Origin of the sequence: Polaromonas sp. CG_9.11 (assembly GCF_015752225.1) — a bacterium.
Taxonomy (GTDB): Bacteria; Pseudomonadota; Gammaproteobacteria; order Burkholderiales; family Burkholderiaceae_C; genus Polaromonas.
Genome location: NZ_JADOVE010000004.1, coordinates 140,514 through 157,088 on the forward strand (window position 1 = coordinate 140,514; position 16,575 = coordinate 157,088).

Consider the following 16,575-nt stretch of genomic DNA (forward strand, 5'->3'; position numbering starts at 1 on the left):
TCTGCCCAAGAGGGCGCGTCCTAGAATTGGCAACCACGACGTGCCCGCAGCACGGGGCGCGCAGTTCAGCGGCCCAGCCCTGCCGGCCCATCCCCAAGCCCTTCACCGAGACCCTTGATGCTACGCAAACTATTTTCCTTCCTGCTGATTGCATGCGCCCTGACAGTCGCGCAGGCGCAGACCTACCCGGCCAAGCCCATCCGCATGATCGTTCCCTTCCCGCCCGGCGGCGGCACCGACATCCTGTCGCGGCTGGTGGCCAACAAGCTGACCGAGGTCAGCAAATGGACGGTGATTCCCGACAACCGGGGCGGCGCTGGCGGCACCATCGGCATTGCCGAAGCCGCGCGGGCCGCGCCCACCGGCTACGAGATGGTGATGGGCCAAAAAGACAACATGGTGGTGGCGCCCTGGCTGTACAAGAGCCTGAGCTATGACCCGATCAAGGACCTGGTGGCGGTGGCCCATGTTGCCTACACGCCGGTGGTGATCGTCACCGGCATCAACTCCCGTTTCAAGACGCTGGCCGACGTGGTGGCGGCCGCCAAGGCCGCCCCCGACCAGATCACCTATGGCTCGCCCGGCAACGGCACCACCATTCACCTGGCTGGCGAAATCTTCAATACCGCCGCCGGCATCAAGCTGCGCCATATTCCTTACAAGGGTTCCAACCCCGCCATGATGGACGTGCTGGCCGGCAATGTGGACCTGATGGTGTCGTCGCTGCCGTCGGCCATGGGCCAGATCAAGGCCGGCAAGCTGCGCGCACTGGCGGTGACCTCGGCACGGCGCAGCACCTCGCTGACCGATGTGCCCACAGTGGCCGAACTGGGTTTCAAGGACTTCGATGTGAGCACCTGGTATGGCCTGTTCATGCCGGCCGGCACGCCCAGGGAAATGGTCGCCACCGTCAACGCCGAGGTCAACAGGCTGCTATCCATGCCCGACATCAAGGCCGCCATCAATGCCCAGGGCGCCGAGACGCAGAGCATGACGCCCGAGCAGTTTTCCACCCTGCTCAAGGCCGACTACCTGAAGTGGAAGGGCATCGTGCAGGCCTCGGGCGCGACCATCGAATAAGCCTAAACCCATGCTTCATCCAAGGGACGGCCTGGCCGTCCCTTTTTCATGGGCGGCCGCGAAGTGAAAACCCGGAGCCCTGCAAGGGCAACTCAAAAGCCCAGGCCGATGCCCACGCCGCTACCCCAACTTCCCAGGCCGATGCCCAAGCCAACGCGTGGCACGCGGCGCGGCACCACTTCGACCGGAACGCCATTGGCGTCCTGCGTCACGACCGGATAAGCGGTATTGCCATCGGGATTGGCGTTGGCATTCGAGCCAGACGGCGCTGTGGCGCATCCGGCCAGCAGGGCGGTGATCAAGGCGGCGGCTAACCAGGGTTTCATTGCGGGGCTCCTGCAGTTGATACCCAAAATGGTAGATGCCTGGTCAGGTCCGTATCGGGGACCACTGAAAAGCCATCCTGCCGTGCTGGATTTTGTCGGTTGCGGGCTTCCCCGAAAACAGCTTAATGATGAGCTGGCGCAGGCGGCGCGATGGCCGGCGAGGTCCTCAGGGACATGACGCAGACCCATTCGGTGCATGTGCCCTGCCGGGGCGGGGGGCCCTTCCTGCAGGATTTTCTCGACGGCCAACTAGATTTCATGCACGACCCGGTTGGACAGCGAGATCACAACAATATCCTGATCATCCAAGCCGTCAAAGAACGCATTGCCGGGCTGGATGGCGAAGTCACGCTGCTGACGCCCGCCGAATTCGGCGCTAGGGCGCATGAGGACACGGCGCGCTTTGGCAAGCGGATCAAGGATCCGGCACATCATGGGCGATGGATGGCCGACCAGCCCATGCGCAGTTGGATTACAGAATCAACAGCGCCCGGAAATCATTGACATTGGTGTAGGTCGGCCCGCTGACAACCAGGTCACCCAGCCGGTCAAAGTAGCCGTAGGCGTCGTTGCGGTCCAGGAACTGGTCCAGCTTCATGCCGGTTGCCATCGCGCGCGCCAAGGTGTCGGGCGCGACGAACGCACCGGCATTGTCTTCAACGCCGTCAATGCCGTCGGTGTCGGCCGCCAGCGCATACACGCCCGGCTGGCCCTGCAGGCCCAGCGCCAGTCCCATGCAGAACTCGCCGGCGCGCCCGCCGCGCCCCCGGGGGGTGGCGGGCAGCTGCTTGCGGATGGTGACGGTCGTTTCACCGCCGCTCAAAATCACGCAGGGTTTTTGAAACGGCTGGTTCTTCATGGCCACGGCGCGGGCCAGCGCGGCATGCACCTTGCCGACTTCGCGCGACTCGCCTTCCATTTCATCGCTCAGGATGTAAGCGGCCAGTCCGGACGCCCGGGCGGCTTCGGCCGCCGCCTCCAGGCTTTGCTGCGGCGTGGCAATCAGGTGGACTTCATGGCCGTCAAACACCGCATCGCCGGGCTTGGGCGTTTCCAACGCGCCTTGCTCCAGCTGGTCTCTGATGTTGCCGGGCACCGCGATACCGTAGCGCTGCAGGATGGCGACGGCCTCGGCGCAACTGCTGGCGTCGGGTACGGTCGGGCCGCTGGCAATGATCGAGGGGTCGTCACCCGGCACGTCGCTGATGGTCAGCGTGACGACGCGCGCCGGTGCGCAGGCGGCCGCCAGCCGGCCACCCTTGATGCGCGAGAGGTGCTTGCGAACGCAGTTCATCTCGCTGATATTGGCGCCGCTGTTCAGCAATGCCTTGTTGATGCCCTGCTTTTCCTGCAGGCTCAGGCCTTCGGCCGGCAGGGTCAGCAGCGACGAGCCGCCGCCCGAGATCAGGCACAGCACCAGGTCGTTTTCGGTCAAGCCCTGGACCATCGCCAGGATGCGCTGCGCCGCCGCCTGCCCGGCTTCGTCGGGCACGGGATGGGACGCTTGCACCACTTCAATGCGCTGCGGCACGCCGTCGGGGCGCGGCGGCACATGGTGGTAGCGTGTCACGACCAGGCCTTCGAGCGGCGCATCCGCCGGCCAGTGCGCTTCAACGGCCTGCGCCATCGCCCCGCCGGCCTTGCCCGCGCCGATCACGACGGTGCGGCCGCCGCTCCCGGGGGTGGGCGGCTCCGGCAAAAACCGGGCAGTGTTGGCCAGCGGCAGGGCGCGGGTGACAGCGACCTGGAACAGGTGGTCGAGAAACCGACGCGGCTGGGCGTGCACGTCGGAAAGCGAATGAAACGATGGTGTGGTCATGAAATGGGTGCCTCCAGCCCGGATTGTGCCGCGCAGCGCACCCCTCAAATGGTCGTTTCTCTTTGAACATTCTGAAAGCGCGGCGCATGGGTGCTTGTCTTGCCCCGGGCATTGCCATTGTTTGCCGAAGTGATCGCCACCACCGTCTTGAAAGCCAGCGACAGCTTCACGCGCGGGCTGCCTTCGGCGCTGGCCGTGTCCGGTGATGCCATTGCCTTTTATTTCTTGAGCATTACCCAGCGGTCCATGCCGACGGGCATTGCCTGCGCCATCTGGTCGGGGCTGGGCATGGTGCTGATCACCATTGCCAGCTTCATGGTCTACCGGCAGACCATCGACCTGCCCGGGCTGCTGGGCATGGGGCTGATGATTGCCAGCGTCGTGGTGCTGAACGTGTTGTCAAAGTCGGCGGCGCAGTGACGGCGCAAAGGCAGCAGGCCTGGCATGCCGAATGCTTGCGTTTTTCATGACCAAACAGTGCTTTCGGGCAGGTGTTGCTTACCAAAGCAGCTATTAATTGCATAGCATACACCCGTCATGCACTGCCCGAAGGCCCGCCAGGCATCTGCAACAACTGCGCCGCCACCGACACCGCAATCACCTCAGGCTCCTTGCCCGTGATGCCCGGAACGCCGATCGGGCAGGTGATGTGCGCCAGTTCGGCCGGGCTGAAGCCGCGCGCTTCCAGACGGCGGCGAAAGGCCGCCCACTTGGTCTTGCTGCCAATCAGGCCGACAAACGGCAGGTCGGCTTTCTCGCGCTGGCGCAACAGGCAGCTGGTGACGATTTCCAGGTCCTCGGCATGGCTGAAGCTCATGACGAGCACGCGCGACTGCGGCGCCAGGCCGGAGACGGCCGACTGCACCGGCTCGGAATGCTCGCAGACCACGCGCGCCGGCAGGTCCTGCGGAAAAACGCCGTCGCGGCTGTCGATCCAGCTGAGCCTGAACGGCAGCGGCACCAGCACCCGGACCAGCGCATGGCCGACATGGCCGCCGCCGAACAGCGCCACCGGTGTCAAGGGGCTGGCCAGGGTTGACGCCAGCGCCGGCAGGTCGCTGGCGCTGACGCGTTCAAACGCCAGCTGCACCACGCCGCCGCAGCACTGGCCCAGCGAAGGCCCAAGGGCGAACCGCAGCCGCAGGGCAGCGGCGTTTTCCGGGACGGAGAACTCGCTGGATGCCGCCAGCAGCGTCCGCGCCCGCGCCATGGCCTCGAATTCCAGGTGGCCGCCGCCAATCGTGCCGACCACCGCATCGGCAAACACGCCCATCCAGGCGCCTGCTTCGCGCGGCACCGAGCCCCGGGTCGACACGACCCGCACCAGCACTGCAGGCTGCTGGGCCAGCCCTGCAAAAAAGTGTTCGTCACAATGCACGGAATGGCTGAGAATCATGAATGAAGCGTCTTGAAATGAAAACCATGCGAATGAAAAACAGCAACACCGGTGCCCAATACAGCCCTGAGGCGCTGGGCGCCCTGCGGCCCGGTCGCCGGCGCCACTGTGCATGATGCACCTTGCCGGTTCCGGTCCGGTCCGAATCACCTTACCAAGATATGCCCATGTCTGAATCCAAACCCCGCCGATTCTGGCTGCTCAGTTGGCTGTCAGGCGCCGCCGCACTAATGGCCAGCGCCTGCAAGATGGCGCCTCCGACCGTCCCCGGTTCAGCGCCGGTCCAGCCGCCCGGTGTCGTCGGCCCGGTGCCCGCTACCCGGGGCTCGGCCCGGAATTCCTCGGCGACATCGCCCCGGGCCTACCGGGAAGATGGCGCCACCCACCTGTACGGGCTGAATGCCGATCGCATCTACAAGGGCAGGCTGCCGCCACTGCTCTACGCCGTGGGGGTGATGAATGTCGAAATCGACCGGGTCGGCCGCGTGACCCGGCTGGACTGGATGCGGGCGCCGCGCCATGCGCCCGAAGTGATGGCGGAAATCGAACGCACCATCCGGCAGGCCTCGCCCTTCCCGGCGCCGGTCCGGCTGGGCAAGGTGGTCTACACCGACACCTGGCTGTGGCACAAGAGCGGCAAGTTCCAGCTCGACACGCTGACCGAAGGGCAGGACTGACTGTTGCCCCCACGGTCGCTCACTGCGTGTAGCTTCCTGCCCCCCGAGGGGGCCGCTGCGCCTGCGGCCTGGCAAAGCCAGTTCCGCGGCCCCTGCTGGCTGGAGCGTCTCGCCTCAACGCTTGTCGCTTAGCGTACCGCGCTGCCCTCCAAAGGGCCACTGCTGGTGGGGATGTGACGACGCCGCACTTGTCGTTTTGTGTGATTCTCTAAATTGAGTGGTTTGACTTCGCGCACTTGGCGCAACAGGCCGCTGTTGCCGCTTTACCTGCAAATCCGCAGGCTATTCGATCTTCAGGTTCTGCGTCTTCACGACGTTGCGCCAGGCGCGGAAATCGGCTTCGATGAAGTGGCCGAGCAGCGCGGGTGAGCCGGGCGCGGCTTCGACCGCATCGGTCTTGAAGCGGGCCAGCACCTCGGGCAGCGCCACGACCTTGTTGATCGCCGCATTCAGGCTGTTGACGATGGCGGGCGGGGTGCCGGCCGGGGCCACCAGGGCAAAGTAGTTCACCACGTCAATGCCCGGCAGGCCAGCTTCGGCCATGCTGGGCACGTCGGGCAGCGCGCTGGAGCGTTTGGCACTGGTCACCGCCAGCGGCTTGATGCTGCCGTTCTTGATAAATGGCAGCAAGGCCGGAATGGTGCCGGTGACCAGCTGGATCTGCCCGCCGATCATGTCCATCGTCGCCGGTGCCACGCCACGGTAGGGAATGTGCGTGATGAAGGTGCCGGTGCGGGCCTTGAGCAGTTCGAGCACCAGGTGGTTCACGCCACCAGCGCCGGCCGAGCCGTAATTGAGCACCCCGGGTTGCCGCCGGGCCAGCGCGATCAGCTCGGGCATGCTGCTGGCCGGCAACGCGGTGTTGGCCGCCCAGACCAGCGGCCCGGTGGCAATCATGCCGACCGGCATGAACTGGCGCAGCGGGTCGTACTGGGCCGCAGGCACGGACGCGGCCACTGTGGTGAAGGGCGACGCCGCCAGCAGCAATGTATAGCCGTCGGGGGGCGCCTGCGCCACGTACTGCGTGCCAATCGCGCCGGAGGCACCTGCGCGGTTGTCAACGACAAAGGTCGCATTCATGGCCTCGCCGAGCTTTTGCGCCACCAGCCGGGCTATCGCATCGGTGCCCGCGCCAGGCGCAAAGGGCACGACGATCCGGACGGGGCGTTCCGGATACACCGCCGACGGCGTGGACGGCCCTTGCGCCAGCGCAGCCGGCGTCCAGAAACTTGCCACTGCGGCGGCTGACAGCGTCAGCGCCTGGCGACGGCGCATAACGGCTTTTGAATCGACAGGCATGGTTGCGCGAAAAAAGTTGGAATCGCAGGATTGTCGCCTCGGCCGATGACAGTGGCATGACCGGTCCGCACACACTCCAGCGCCCGGCCTGCACTGCAAAAACAAACCTCGTTGGACCGTCTCCAGGCAAAACCCGCAGCAGTTCAGCATCAAGTTGTGCACATTTGCAGTACCCTTTACTTTTTCAGCACGTGTTCAACAAAAAGTCAGGAGACACCATGGACAAAGCCCTTTCCCCCGCCGAACTGGCCCTGCGCGACGCCGCGCGCGACTACCACCGCCTGCCCACGCGCGGCAAGATTTCGGTCAATGCCACCAAACCGCTGTCGAATCAGCGCGACCTGTCGCTGGCCTATTCGCCCGGCGTCGCCTACCCCTGCCTGGATATTCAGGCGGACCCGTTGCTGGCGCACGACTTCACCTCGCGCGGCAACCTGGTCGGCGTGATCACCAACGGCACGGCTGTGCTGGGCCTGGGCAACATCGGCCCGCTGGCCGCCAAGCCGGTGATGGAAGGCAAGGGCTGCCTGTTCAAGAAGTTTGCCGGCATCGACGTGTTCGACATCGAACTGGCCGAAAACGACCCCGACAAGCTGGTCGAGATCATTGCCGCCATGGAGCCGACGCTGGGCGGCATCAACCTGGAAGACATCAAGGCACCCGAGTGTTTCTACATCGAGAAAAAGCTGCGCGAACGCATGAACATCCCGGTGTTCCACGATGACCAGCATGGCACCGCCATCATCTCGTCGGCCGCGTTGCTGAACGGGCTGGAACTGGTCGGCAAGAACATCGAGGACGTGCGCATCGCCGTCTCGGGCGCGGGCGCCGCCGCCCTGGCCTGCCTGGACGTGATGGTTGGTCTGGGCGTGCGCGTCGAGAACATCTATGTCTGCGACTCCAAGGGCGTGATCTACGAGGGCCGGCCCGGCGGTTTTGACGAATCAAAAGCCCGTTATGCACAAACCGGTTCAGAGCGCACGATGGCCGATGCGGTCAACGGCGCCGACGTATTCCTGGGCTGCTCGGCGCCCGGCGTGTTGACGCAGGACATGGTCATGACCATGGCCAGCAAGCCCATCATCCTGGCGCTGGCCAACCCGGAGCCTGAAATCCGGCCCGAACTGGCCAAAGCCGTGCGCCCGGATTGCATCATCGCCACCGGCCGCTCGGACTACCCGAACCAGGTCAACAACGTGCTGTGCTTTCCGTACATCTTTCGCGGTGCGCTCGACTGCGGCGCAAGCAAGATCACCGAGGAAATGAAGCTCGCCTGCGTGCGCGAGATCGCCAACCTGGCCAAGGCCGACATCAGCGAGGAAGTGGCCCGAGCCTATGCCGGCCAGGAGCTGTCCTTCGGCCCCGACTACCTGATCCCGACGCCGTTCGACTCGCGCCTGATCTTGCGCATCGCCCCGGCGGTGGCCAAGGCGGCCGAGGCCTCGGGCGTGGCCACGCGGCCGATCCAGGACATGGACGCCTACCGCCAGAGCCTGAGCCGCTTTGTCTATTCCACCGGCATGCTGATGCGCCCGGTGTTCGGCGCCGCCCGCGCCGCCACCGCCAAGCGCGTGGCCTATGCCGAAGGCGAGGACGAGCGCGTGCTGCGCGCCGCCCAGTTGGCGCTCGACGACGGCATCGCCACGCCGATCCTGATCGGCCGCCCGGCCGTGATCGAGGCGCGCATCCTGAAAGCCGGACTGCGGATGCGGCTGGACCAGGATGTCGAATGCGTCAACCCCGAGGACGATTCGCGCTTTCGCCAGTACTGGGAAACCTACCACCGGCTGCTGGGCCGCGAAGGTATCAGCCCCGAAGCCGCCAAGGCCGCGGTGCGCCGCTCGACCACCAGCATTGGCGCGCTGATGGTTCACCTGGGCGACGCCGACGCCATGCTGTGCGGCCTGCACGGTCGCTTCGACGTGCACCTGGACCATATCCGCGACATCATCGGCCTGAAAGACGGCGCGCCCGGTTTTGCCACGGTCAATGCGCTGATGCTGCCCAAGCACACGCTGTTCATCGCCGACACCTTCGTCAACGAAGACCCGAGCGCCGCGCAGCTCGCCAGCATTGCGCTGATGGCTGCCGAGGAAGTGCGCCGCTTCGGCCTTCCGCCCAAGGTGGCCTTTTTGTCGCATTCGAATTACGGCTCGTCCAAGCGGTCTTCCGCGCTGAAGATGCGGCGCGCCCGCGAGCTGTTTGCAAAAATGGCGCCGGACGTGGAATGCGACGGCGAAATGCACGGCGATGCCGCCCTGTCCGAAACCATTCGCCGCAATGCGCTGATGGACACCACGCTGACCGGCGAGGCCAACATCCTGATCTGCCCCAACCTGGACGCCGCCAACATTTTGTTCAACGTGCTGAAAGTCACCGGCGGCGAAGGCATCACCATCGGCCCCATCCTGCTGGGCGCGGCCGCCACGGTGCATGTCATGACGCCCTCGGCCACGGTGCGGCGTATCCTGAACATGACGGCGCTGGCGGTGGCCAACGCGGGCGCGGCGCGCTGAATAAAAATGCACGGCCAGCCGCCCTGAATCGCTCCTGATTTAATAGCTGACTATGCCCGTTTACAGTGCGCAGGCGCAGTTTTTTCTTGAAAATTGTGCCTGCAAACGGCGCTTGGCACGGAGCATGCCAAAAACCAGCGCTTGGCATCGGCCACTGGATTCCCGCCTTCGCGGGAATGACAGGGCAAGAGACATCTCAGGCAAGTGGCTAATCAGGCGATTTGGCAATCAACCCACACGCAATTTAGCCTTGGGTATAAAAACACTGACGGACAAGCCCGATGGCGCTGCTTGGGCAGCGTCAGCCAGCCGGACTTCAGCGCCTGTCCGATCTGCAATCGCTTTGACAATGGAAAGCCCCAGGCCTGATCCGACCTGATCGCTGCCGAGCGTGCGGTAGAAAGGATCGAATACGCGGACACGCTCACCGGCGGGAATGCCCGGCCCCGAATCCTTGATCTGCAGCAAGGCGCCACCTGCTTCGAGCGTCAGTGAAAGGTCGACCCGCCCGCCCGCCGGCGTGTAGCGAATGGCGTTATCGACCAGGTTCCTGACCACCGCCATCAGGTCCAGCTCGCTCACCAGCACCAGCGCGTCTTGCGCGCCCTCCACGCCGATGTCGATGCGCTTGGCCTCGGCCAGCGGCATGAGGTCTTCCAGCACACGGCGATAAATGCCCTGCACCGAAACCGCTGACGTCGGCAGGTCCGGCGCCGCCTGGACTTTGGCCAGGGTCAGGAGCTGGTCGAGCAGCTTGCGGCCGCGCCCGATGCCGCGACGCAGTGCAGCCAGCCGCTCGCGCGCCATGCCGGACATGTCGGCCTCGGCCAGCCGCTCCGCTTGAAGCGACATGGCGGTCAGGGGAGAGCGCAGCTCATGCGCTGCATCGGCCACAAAGCGGCGCTGGGCCTCCATCGATTGCCCCACGCGGGCCAGCAGGCGGTTGATGGCCACGGCAAACGGGCGCACCTCTGCGGGAAGATCAGCCGTCTCGACCGGATACAGCGCCTGCTCGGAGCGCTGGTCGATTTCCGCCGACAGCGCGGAGATCGGAAGAAACATCTTGCGCACGAGATCGGCCACGATCAAAAGCAGGACCGGCACCAGAATCAAAAAGGGCATCAAGGTGCGCAAGGCGCTGTCCCGGGCAATTTCGTCGCGAACCCCAGTTTCTTGCGCCACGGCAATCCGCTCGCCGCTGGCCGTGGTCTTGACCAGCACGCGAAACGGCTCACTGCCAACCTTCAGCGTGTGCAAGCCATCGGCCAGCGTGAGCGGCAAGGGCAACGGGGCGCCCGCATCGCCCTGGCCTGCCGCTTTCCCGCCGCCGGCCAGGTACTGGACGATGACGCGGGATTCTTCATCGCTGCCCTGGGTGCGCCCGTCGTCACCCAGATGTGCCAGCGGCAGGTGCTGCCGGTCAAACAGGGCCGCAATCTGCCGCAGCGTGTCGTCTTGCAGCTCATGCGCTTCATCGAATGCGGACACGAAAGAAAAAATGCCCGCCACCAGCGCCACCCCCAAAATGGCCAGCAACAGCGAGAAAGACAGCTTGCGCTGAATCGACGCGTTCAGGCGTTTTTTGAAACCATCCATCCCGCCCCCCTGACATTCTTGATGACCGTGCTGCCCAGCTTGCGCCGCAGCGCATGGATCAAAAACTCGACGGCGTTGCTCTCGACCTCTTCCCCCCAGCCGTAAATACGGTCTTCAAGATCGCTGCGCGACAGGATGGCGCCCGGCCGCACCAGCAAGGCCTGCAACAGCGAGAACTCCCGGTTGGAAAGCTGCACCGGGGCGCTGCCGCTGACTACCGCCTCCCGGATGGCCGGATCCAGCGACACCACCCCATTGCCGAGCAGCGGCGTGGGGTGGCCGCCTTTGCGGCGCAGCACGGCGCGCATGCGGGCGAGCAGCTCCGCCATCTCGAAGGGCTTGAGCACATAGTCATCGGCCCCGCCATCAAGGCCGCGCAAGCGGTCGTCCAGGCCATCGCGGGCGGTGATGATGAGCAGGGGCACGGGATTGCTGCCGGCGCGGATGCGGCTCAGCACTTCCTGCCCATCCTGGCCGGGCAGGCCTAAATCAAGCAACACCACGTCATAGTGCTGGCAACCCAGCGTGGTGAGTGCAGTCTGGCCGTTCCTGACCCAGTCGGCGGCGTAAGAAGCATCTTTCAAGGCCCCCTGGATGGCTTCCCCGATCATGGGATCGTCTTCGACCAGCAATACCCGCATGTTTCCTCCGTTGCCTATGCAGACTTCAATGCTCTATTTTGCAGCGCTGTGGGGAGCGTCAAGCCTTGCCCTGCAATGCTACGAACGTCCTGAGCAATTCAGTCAACGCTTTGTGGCTGTCGGCCTGCGTCGGGATATCGGCGCGCAGCGCGCTCAGGGCTTGGTCAATGGCCCTGTCGAGGGCATGCCAGTCCTGCGCCGCGCGCGGCTTCAAGCCGGCCTCGGCCGAGTCCCAGGCCATTTCCAGATCCTTGATCCGCGTCCTGGCTGCAGGCAGATCGCCCTTGTCGACGAAGCTTGAAACCTCTGCCGCGATGCTGCGAAACGGCGTCAAGTCGCCCAGCGGGGAAACAGCGTTCGCTTGTGGCAGCGCCGAAGTAGCCTGGACCGTTGCCGCAGGGCCAGCGCCTGCCGTATCGGCGGCATTCGTCGCGGCGGGTTTGGAGCATCCGGCCGCCAGGGCCAGCAAGGCGATGGCCGACACGGCGGCAAGGCCACGGGTGAGGTAATGAAGATCGCGCATGATTTTTCCTTGTTTGGTCGCTAATGCGGTTGTGGATGGCTCAAAAAACGATTTACCTGGTGGCGGGTGCCTGGTCGTGGCCGTCCATGGCCATTTGCTCCCTGGTCACCAGCACCAGGATCACGGTCAGGAACAGCGCGCTGGTCCACATAGCACCCAGCCCCAGGCCGCCATAGCTTTTGGCCTGCGTCAGCAAGTCACCCAGCGAGGCGCCGAGCGGCCTCGTCAGGATGTAGGCAATCCAGAAAGTCAGTACCGCGTTGCCGCCCAGGCGCCAGGCCGTGTAGGTGGCGGCGATCAGGGCGCCGAAAGCCACCAGGCCCCAGGTGAAGCCAAGGTGCAGCGCTTCGGTGGCCAGGTCACCGGCCGCCGTGCCCAGCGCAAACGTGCACAAAATGGCCGACCAGTAAAACAGCTCCCTTTTCCGCGTAAAGATCTCGTGCACCGATAAGGTATGTTCCACCGCATACCAGACTGCGAAAATGGCGGCCAGCAGTGCGGCAAAAACCGACGTGCTGATGTACAGGCTGACGCCCAGGCCATCGGTGAGCAAGTCGGTGATCTGCGTGCCGACGATGCTCACCAGCACCACCGTGAGCCAGTAGATCCACGGCGTGTAGCGCCGCTTGCGCAACTGAACAAGCAGCGCAGCGGTCAGCAGCGCGGCCATGATCGCGCGGGTCAAATTCTGGCCCAGGCCGGCATTGATCGCCAGGAAATCGGCGCCCGTTTCCCCCACCGTGGTGCACATGATCTTGATGATCCAGAACGACAGCGTGACTTGCGGAACCTTGTTGAGCCAGTGTGTTGGGGCGGGTGCGGACAGCGTTGTCATGCGGTGATCTCCGGTTGAAGTGAATGGGGTTTGCGGCCAGTCTGAGCCGCCAGACTTAGGCCAGCCATAGGCGGCTCACGACATGCCAGCCAGGCACTCAGCACCGCCACTTCGGCAGCCCCGAGCCTGTCGAGCGGGACGTGAACGCCCGGATTGAGGTCTGCGGGCCGGATCACCCCCAGGGGAATGATCCGGCCACGCTGGCTTACGGTCAGTCTTTCGGGTCGTGATCGTCATCCCGATCCGCCTTGTCTTCGGCGGACGAAATGACCGTGCCCTTGTCGGCGTCGACCTTGACATCGAACACCTTGGCGCCGCTGACAACTTCCACGTCATAGACCCAGCCTTGCTTAGAGTTCTCGTACTCGGCGCGGGCCGCCTTGCCGTTGGCGTGCTGCTCGGCCACGGTGACCGCCTGAACGAGCCCGATCTTGGCGTGGGCGATGGCGATGGCGTCGTTTTCCATGCCCCCGGTGGCGGCATAGGCCACACTGCCTGCAGCAGCCAGGGCGACGGCCAAAAGTGAAAATTTACGATAGCGATTCATGATGACTCTCCGATAAAGCGCGGGATTTGCGCCATGGAGAGACTACGAAAGAAGACTTAGCGGGGACTGAGCCCGCACGACTTGCGCTGCCAGCACACGCGCAGCCCGAAAAAGCTGCCGCCTGGCGTGGCGCAGGTCATGCCAAGCAGGTTGAGGTCGAGGGAGTTCACCAGGCGGCGCCAGACAGAAAAAGCAATGGACGCGGCGCATCAACTTGTTTTTGATAGCAGCCAGTGCAAGCTCAACCTGCGCAAAAGCCCTGTTTCATCATAAAAACCGCTCCAGTAACCGGCGCGACGCCTTGTCCAGCGCCGCCATGTCGGCAATGCGGTACTGAACGCCTTCGCTGGCGGAGATCAGCAGTTCGCCGCCTTGCAGCCGGCGAATGTCTTCTTCGCCCTTGAGCACAAAGGACGTGTGGCCCCGGTCGGTTTCCACCGTCCAGGTACTGGGCGTGCCGAACGACGACACGCTCACCAGCCGCCTGACCTCGGGAACGAAGTCGCGCAGCGTGAGTTCTTCATGCAGCAGCAGCCGCACGGCGGTCGGCAATTCTGACAGCTGCTCGATCCAGACCAATTCATGGCCTTGGGTGCTGACCAGTGAAATGCCTTCCTCGGGCGCGGCCAGCGGAAAGGCACGCACCGGCACGACGCCCGTGTGCGTCTGGCCGTGGGCATCGACAAAATGCAGCCGCCCTGAAGCTTCGCGGTATAGCTGGAATTGCGGGGTGAACGTGAAATTGGTCATGATCGGTCCTTGGCTCAGGAAGGGGTGGTGCCTGCCCGCTGGGCGGTATGCTCCAGCTGCGAAATTGCAATGGCCACACTGCTGCCACGGCGGCTTTCGGCGGCACTGCTGTCATCGCCCTTGTCATCCACCTGGCGCGACTGCGCTTCGTACAGCCGCCAGTAGTGGCCCTGTTTGGCCATCAGTTCGTCATGCGGGCCGACTTCGACCACCTGCCCCCGGTCCATCACCACCAGGCGGTCGGCCTTGCGCAGCGTGGACAGGCGGTGCGCAATCGCAATCGTCGTGCGGCCCTGCACCAGGTTGTCCAGCGCCTTCTGGATTTCCTTTTCGGTCTCGGTATCAACCGACGAGGTGGCTTCGTCCAGGATCAGGATGCGCGGGTCGATCAGCAGCGCGCGCGCAATCGAGATGCGCTGGCGCTCGCCACCCGACAGGCCCTGGCCGCGCTCGCCGACCAGCGAGTCGTAGGCCTGCGGCAGCCGCAGGATGAACTCATGCGCATGCGCGGCGCGCGCGGCTGCGACGATCTCGGCGCGCGTGGCGCCGGGCTTGCCGTAGGCGATGTTCTCGGCAATCGTGCCAAAAAACAGGAACGGCTCCTGCAGCACCAGCCCGATGTGGCGCCGGTAGTCGGCCACGGCAAAGCGCCGGATGTCGGTGCCATCGACCTGGATGCTGCCGTCGGTCACGTCGTAGAAGCGGCACAGCAAATTGACCAGCGTGCTTTTGCCCGAGCCGCTGTGGCCGACCAGGCCGATCATCTCGCCAGGTTTTATTTCCAGGTCGAGGCCGCGAATCACCGACCGGTTGCCGTAGCGAAAGCCCAGGCCCTTCATCTCGATGCGGCCGGCCAGCCGGTCGATCTTCACCGGCTGCGCCGGCTCGGGCACATTGGACACATGGTCGAGGATGTCGAAAATCCGCTTAGCGCCGGCCGCCGCCTTTTGCGTCACCGAGACGATGCGGCTCATCGAATCAAGCCGGCCATAGAAACGGCCGATGTAGGCAATGAAGGCGGTCAGCACGCCGACGGTGATCTCTTGCCTCGACATCAGCCAGATGCCAAAGGCCCAGACCACCAGCAGGCCCATTTCGGTCAGCAGCGACACCGTGGGCGTGAACAGCGACCAGACCTTGTTCAGCCGGTCGTTGACCGCCAGGTTGTGCTGGTTGACAACGCGAAAGCGCTCGGCCTCGCGTTTTTCCTGCGCAAAGGCCTTGACCACGCGGATGCCGGGAATGGTGTCGGCCAGCACATTGGTCACGTCCGACCAGACGCGATCGATCTTTTCAAAGCCGGTGCGCAGCTTGTCGCGCACCACATGGATCATCCAGCCGATGAAGGGCAAGGGCAGCAAGGTGGCCAGCGCCAGCCACGGGTTGATGGAAAACAGGATCGCGGCGGTCATGCCGATCATCAGCACGTCGGTGGCGAAGTCCAGCGCGTGCAGCGACAAAAACACGCAGATGCGGTCGGTCTCCGAGCCAATGCGCGACATCAGGTCACCCGTGCGCTTGGCGCCGAAATAGTCCAGCGACAGCTCCAGCAGGTGGTCGAAGGTGGCGGTGCGCAGGTCGGCACCGATGCGCTCGGACACCAGCGCCAGCAGATAGGTGCGCGCCCAGTTCAGCGCCCAGCCCAGCAGCGCCGCGCCCAGCAGCGCCCCCAGAATCCAGCCGACCTTGCCGGGCTCGATCTGCTGGCCGTTCTGGAACGGAATCAGGATATCGTCCATCAGCGGAATCGTCAGGTACGGCGGCACCAGGGTGGCGGCGGTCGAGGCCAGCGTCAGCAAAAACCCGGACAGCAGTTGCCAGCGGTAGGGCCGGGCGAAGCGCCACAGCCGCAGCAACACCCAGGTCGAGGGCGGCACATGCACCTCGCGGGCGCAGGCCGGGCACTCGTCGCTGTCCGGCGGCAGCGGCGCATCGCACTCGGGGCACAGGGGAAGCGCCTGGCCCGCACGGTCCAGCTCAATTGCCTTGAGCCGGGCGGCGCTGGCCTGGCGCTGGGCCTGCTGCTGCGAAAACAACCGCACCATGCGCAGCGCCTGCGGATTCGCACCCAGGGTGAAGCGCCACAGGGCCAGGCGCCGTGAAGGCTCGCCCTGAACGTCATGCAGTTCCAGTGTTCCAACACCGGCATGGTCAAAATGCCGCAAATCGAGCTTCTGGATGGGTTCGTCGTCATGATTCTGCATAAACAGGCTGGACCAGTTACCGGCAGCGCTGCGTGAGAGCAGGCGGCGGTCCGTCAGGACCAGCGCGCCGGCAGCAAAATGCAGCGCCGAGTCCAGGTCAACCAGCAGGGTGCACAAAACGTTCTCTTGGGTTGCCAGTTGTGAAGCGAGCCCTGCGAGTGTCGGGTCGTCGGAACTGGAATCTTCCACGGGGTGCTGATGTTGCATGTTGTCTCGAATTCATTTTCTGGTCATGACCGTGTGGCCGATGGCAGGTCTGACACCCCCCAAGCGAACGGGTGCGGTGCACAAGTCATTGAAAGCCTGGATTTTCGCCCAAGCGTCCTGTTTGCCCGCGAGGTTAACCTCCATGGGTCGATGGCAGGC

Annotated in this window: 16 protein-coding genes; 5 read left to right on the forward strand and 11 right to left on the reverse strand. The window is 64.5% G+C overall.

Features of this window, described 5'->3' with window-relative positions; all coding sequences use genetic code 11:
* The first annotated feature begins 117 nt into the window (after positions 1–117).
* Complete coding sequence (locus IWX85_RS05225) at positions 118–1,080, forward strand: tripartite tricarboxylate transporter substrate binding protein (RefSeq protein ID WP_036809505.1); 963 nt, start codon at positions 118–120, stop codon at positions 1,078–1,080.
* Between the two features lie 92 nt (positions 1,081–1,172).
* Here the strand turns inward: IWX85_RS05225 and IWX85_RS05230 are convergent, their stop codons facing one another.
* On the reverse strand, positions 1,173–1,406 hold the full coding sequence (locus IWX85_RS05230) for a hypothetical protein (protein ID WP_036809502.1): 234 nt from the start codon (positions 1,404–1,406) through the stop codon (positions 1,173–1,175).
* A gap of 150 nt (positions 1,407–1,556) precedes the next feature.
* On the opposite strand from IWX85_RS05230, the gene IWX85_RS05235 reads away from it, so the two are divergent.
* A complete protein-coding gene (locus tag IWX85_RS05235; protein ID WP_196868986.1) occupies positions 1,557–1,910 on the forward strand; it encodes a hypothetical protein in 354 nt (117 codons plus the stop codon).
* Here the strand turns inward: IWX85_RS05235 and IWX85_RS05240 are convergent.
* Positions 1,879–3,225 (reverse strand): glycerate kinase, encoded by a 1,347-nt coding sequence (locus IWX85_RS05240; RefSeq protein WP_196868987.1) that lies wholly within the window; start codon positions 3,223–3,225, stop codon positions 1,879–1,881. The genes IWX85_RS05235 and IWX85_RS05240 overlap by 32 nt on opposite strands.
* A gap of 90 nt (positions 3,226–3,315) precedes the next feature.
* Here IWX85_RS05240 and IWX85_RS05245 point away from each other — a divergent pair, with 90 nt between their 5' ends.
* Positions 3,316–3,645: an SMR family transporter gene (locus IWX85_RS05245; protein ID WP_196868988.1), complete on the forward strand. Its 330-nt coding sequence runs from the start codon at positions 3,316–3,318 to the stop codon at positions 3,643–3,645.
* A gap of 115 nt (positions 3,646–3,760) precedes the next feature.
* Here the strand turns inward: IWX85_RS05245 and xdhC are convergent, their stop codons facing one another.
* Positions 3,761–4,621: a xanthine dehydrogenase accessory protein XdhC gene (gene xdhC, locus IWX85_RS05250; RefSeq protein WP_196868989.1), complete on the reverse strand. Its 861-nt coding sequence runs from the start codon at positions 4,619–4,621 to the stop codon at positions 3,761–3,763.
* A gap of 167 nt (positions 4,622–4,788) precedes the next feature.
* On the opposite strand from xdhC, the gene IWX85_RS05255 reads away from it, so the two are divergent.
* Entirely contained in the window at positions 4,789–5,298 is a 510-nt protein-coding gene (locus tag IWX85_RS05255) for a hypothetical protein (protein ID WP_196868990.1), read from the forward strand.
* 282 nt (positions 5,299–5,580) lie between these two features.
* Here the strand turns inward: IWX85_RS05255 and IWX85_RS05260 are convergent, their stop codons facing one another.
* Positions 5,581–6,597 carry a tripartite tricarboxylate transporter substrate binding protein gene (locus tag IWX85_RS05260; RefSeq protein WP_196868991.1) on the reverse strand — a complete coding sequence of 339 codons (1,017 nt, stop codon included), beginning with the start codon at positions 6,595–6,597 and terminating at the stop codon, positions 5,581–5,583.
* Between the two features lie 218 nt (positions 6,598–6,815).
* Between IWX85_RS05260 and IWX85_RS05265 the strand changes: the two genes are divergently transcribed.
* A complete protein-coding gene (locus IWX85_RS05265) occupies positions 6,816–9,113 on the forward strand; it encodes an NADP-dependent malic enzyme (protein ID WP_196868992.1) in 2,298 nt (765 codons plus the stop codon).
* 228 nt (positions 9,114–9,341) lie between these two features.
* On the opposite strand, the gene IWX85_RS05270 is transcribed toward IWX85_RS05265, so the two are convergent.
* The 7 genes from IWX85_RS05270 to IWX85_RS05300 form a co-directional block, all read right to left on the reverse strand.
* A complete protein-coding gene (locus IWX85_RS05270; protein WP_196868993.1) occupies positions 9,342–10,709 on the reverse strand; it encodes an ATP-binding protein in 1,368 nt (455 codons plus the stop codon).
* A complete protein-coding gene (locus tag IWX85_RS05275; protein ID WP_196868994.1) occupies positions 10,685–11,350 on the reverse strand; it encodes a response regulator transcription factor in 666 nt (221 codons plus the stop codon). The genes IWX85_RS05270 and IWX85_RS05275 overlap by 25 nt, the downstream gene beginning before the upstream one ends.
* A 58-nt stretch (positions 11,351–11,408) precedes the next feature.
* A complete protein-coding gene (locus tag IWX85_RS05280) occupies positions 11,409–11,873 on the reverse strand; it encodes a hypothetical protein (protein ID WP_196868995.1) in 465 nt (154 codons plus the stop codon).
* Between the two features lie 52 nt (positions 11,874–11,925).
* The gene (locus tag IWX85_RS05285) at positions 11,926–12,708 is read right to left on the reverse strand and encodes a hypothetical protein (RefSeq protein WP_196868996.1); all 783 of its coding nucleotides are present in this window, start codon (positions 12,706–12,708) and stop codon (positions 11,926–11,928) included.
* Between the two features lie 211 nt (positions 12,709–12,919).
* On the reverse strand, positions 12,920–13,255 hold the full coding sequence (locus IWX85_RS05290) for a PepSY domain-containing protein (protein WP_196868997.1): 336 nt from the start codon (positions 13,253–13,255) through the stop codon (positions 12,920–12,922).
* A 267-nt stretch (positions 13,256–13,522) separates the two neighbouring features.
* On the reverse strand, positions 13,523–14,005 hold the full coding sequence (locus tag IWX85_RS05295) for a DUF1854 domain-containing protein (RefSeq protein ID WP_196868998.1): 483 nt from the start codon (positions 14,003–14,005) through the stop codon (positions 13,523–13,525).
* 14 nt (positions 14,006–14,019) lie between these two features.
* Positions 14,020–16,416: an ABC transporter ATP-binding protein gene (locus IWX85_RS05300; RefSeq protein ID WP_051984269.1), complete on the reverse strand. Its 2,397-nt coding sequence runs from the start codon at positions 16,414–16,416 to the stop codon at positions 14,020–14,022.
* Between the last annotated feature and the right edge of the window lie 159 nt (positions 16,417–16,575).

Coding starts and splice junctions, on each gene's coding strand:
- IWX85_RS05225 (WP_036809505.1), top strand. CDS start 118: ATGCTACGCAAACTATTTTCCTTCCTGCTGATTGCATGCGCCCTGACA.
- IWX85_RS05230 (WP_036809502.1), bottom strand. CDS start 1,406: ATGAAACCCTGGTTAGCCGCCGCCTTGATCACCGCCCTGCTGGCCGGA.
- IWX85_RS05235 (WP_196868986.1), top strand. CDS start 1,557: ATGGCCGGCGAGGTCCTCAGGGACATGACGCAGACCCATTCGGTGCAT.
- IWX85_RS05240 (WP_196868987.1), bottom strand. CDS start 3,225: ATGACCACACCATCGTTTCATTCGCTTTCCGACGTGCACGCCCAGCCG.
- xdhC (WP_196868989.1), bottom strand. CDS start 4,621: ATGATTCTCAGCCATTCCGTGCATTGTGACGAACACTTTTTTGCAGGG.
- IWX85_RS05255 (WP_196868990.1), top strand. CDS start 4,789: ATGTCTGAATCCAAACCCCGCCGATTCTGGCTGCTCAGTTGGCTGTCA.
- IWX85_RS05260 (WP_196868991.1), bottom strand. CDS start 6,597: ATGCCTGTCGATTCAAAAGCCGTTATGCGCCGTCGCCAGGCGCTGACG.
- IWX85_RS05265 (WP_196868992.1), top strand. CDS start 6,816: ATGGACAAAGCCCTTTCCCCCGCCGAACTGGCCCTGCGCGACGCCGCG.
- IWX85_RS05270 (WP_196868993.1), bottom strand. CDS start 10,709: ATGGATGGTTTCAAAAAACGCCTGAACGCGTCGATTCAGCGCAAGCTG.
- IWX85_RS05275 (WP_196868994.1), bottom strand. CDS start 11,350: ATGCGGGTATTGCTGGTCGAAGACGATCCCATGATCGGGGAAGCCATC.
- IWX85_RS05280 (WP_196868995.1), bottom strand. CDS start 11,873: ATGCGCGATCTTCATTACCTCACCCGTGGCCTTGCCGCCGTGTCGGCC.
- IWX85_RS05285 (WP_196868996.1), bottom strand. CDS start 12,708: ATGACAACGCTGTCCGCACCCGCCCCAACACACTGGCTCAACAAGGTT.
- IWX85_RS05290 (WP_196868997.1), bottom strand. CDS start 13,255: ATGAATCGCTATCGTAAATTTTCACTTTTGGCCGTCGCCCTGGCTGCT.
- IWX85_RS05295 (WP_196868998.1), bottom strand. CDS start 14,005: ATGACCAATTTCACGTTCACCCCGCAATTCCAGCTATACCGCGAAGCT.
- IWX85_RS05300 (WP_051984269.1), bottom strand. CDS start 16,416: ATGCAACATCAGCACCCCGTGGAAGATTCCAGTTCCGACGACCCGACA.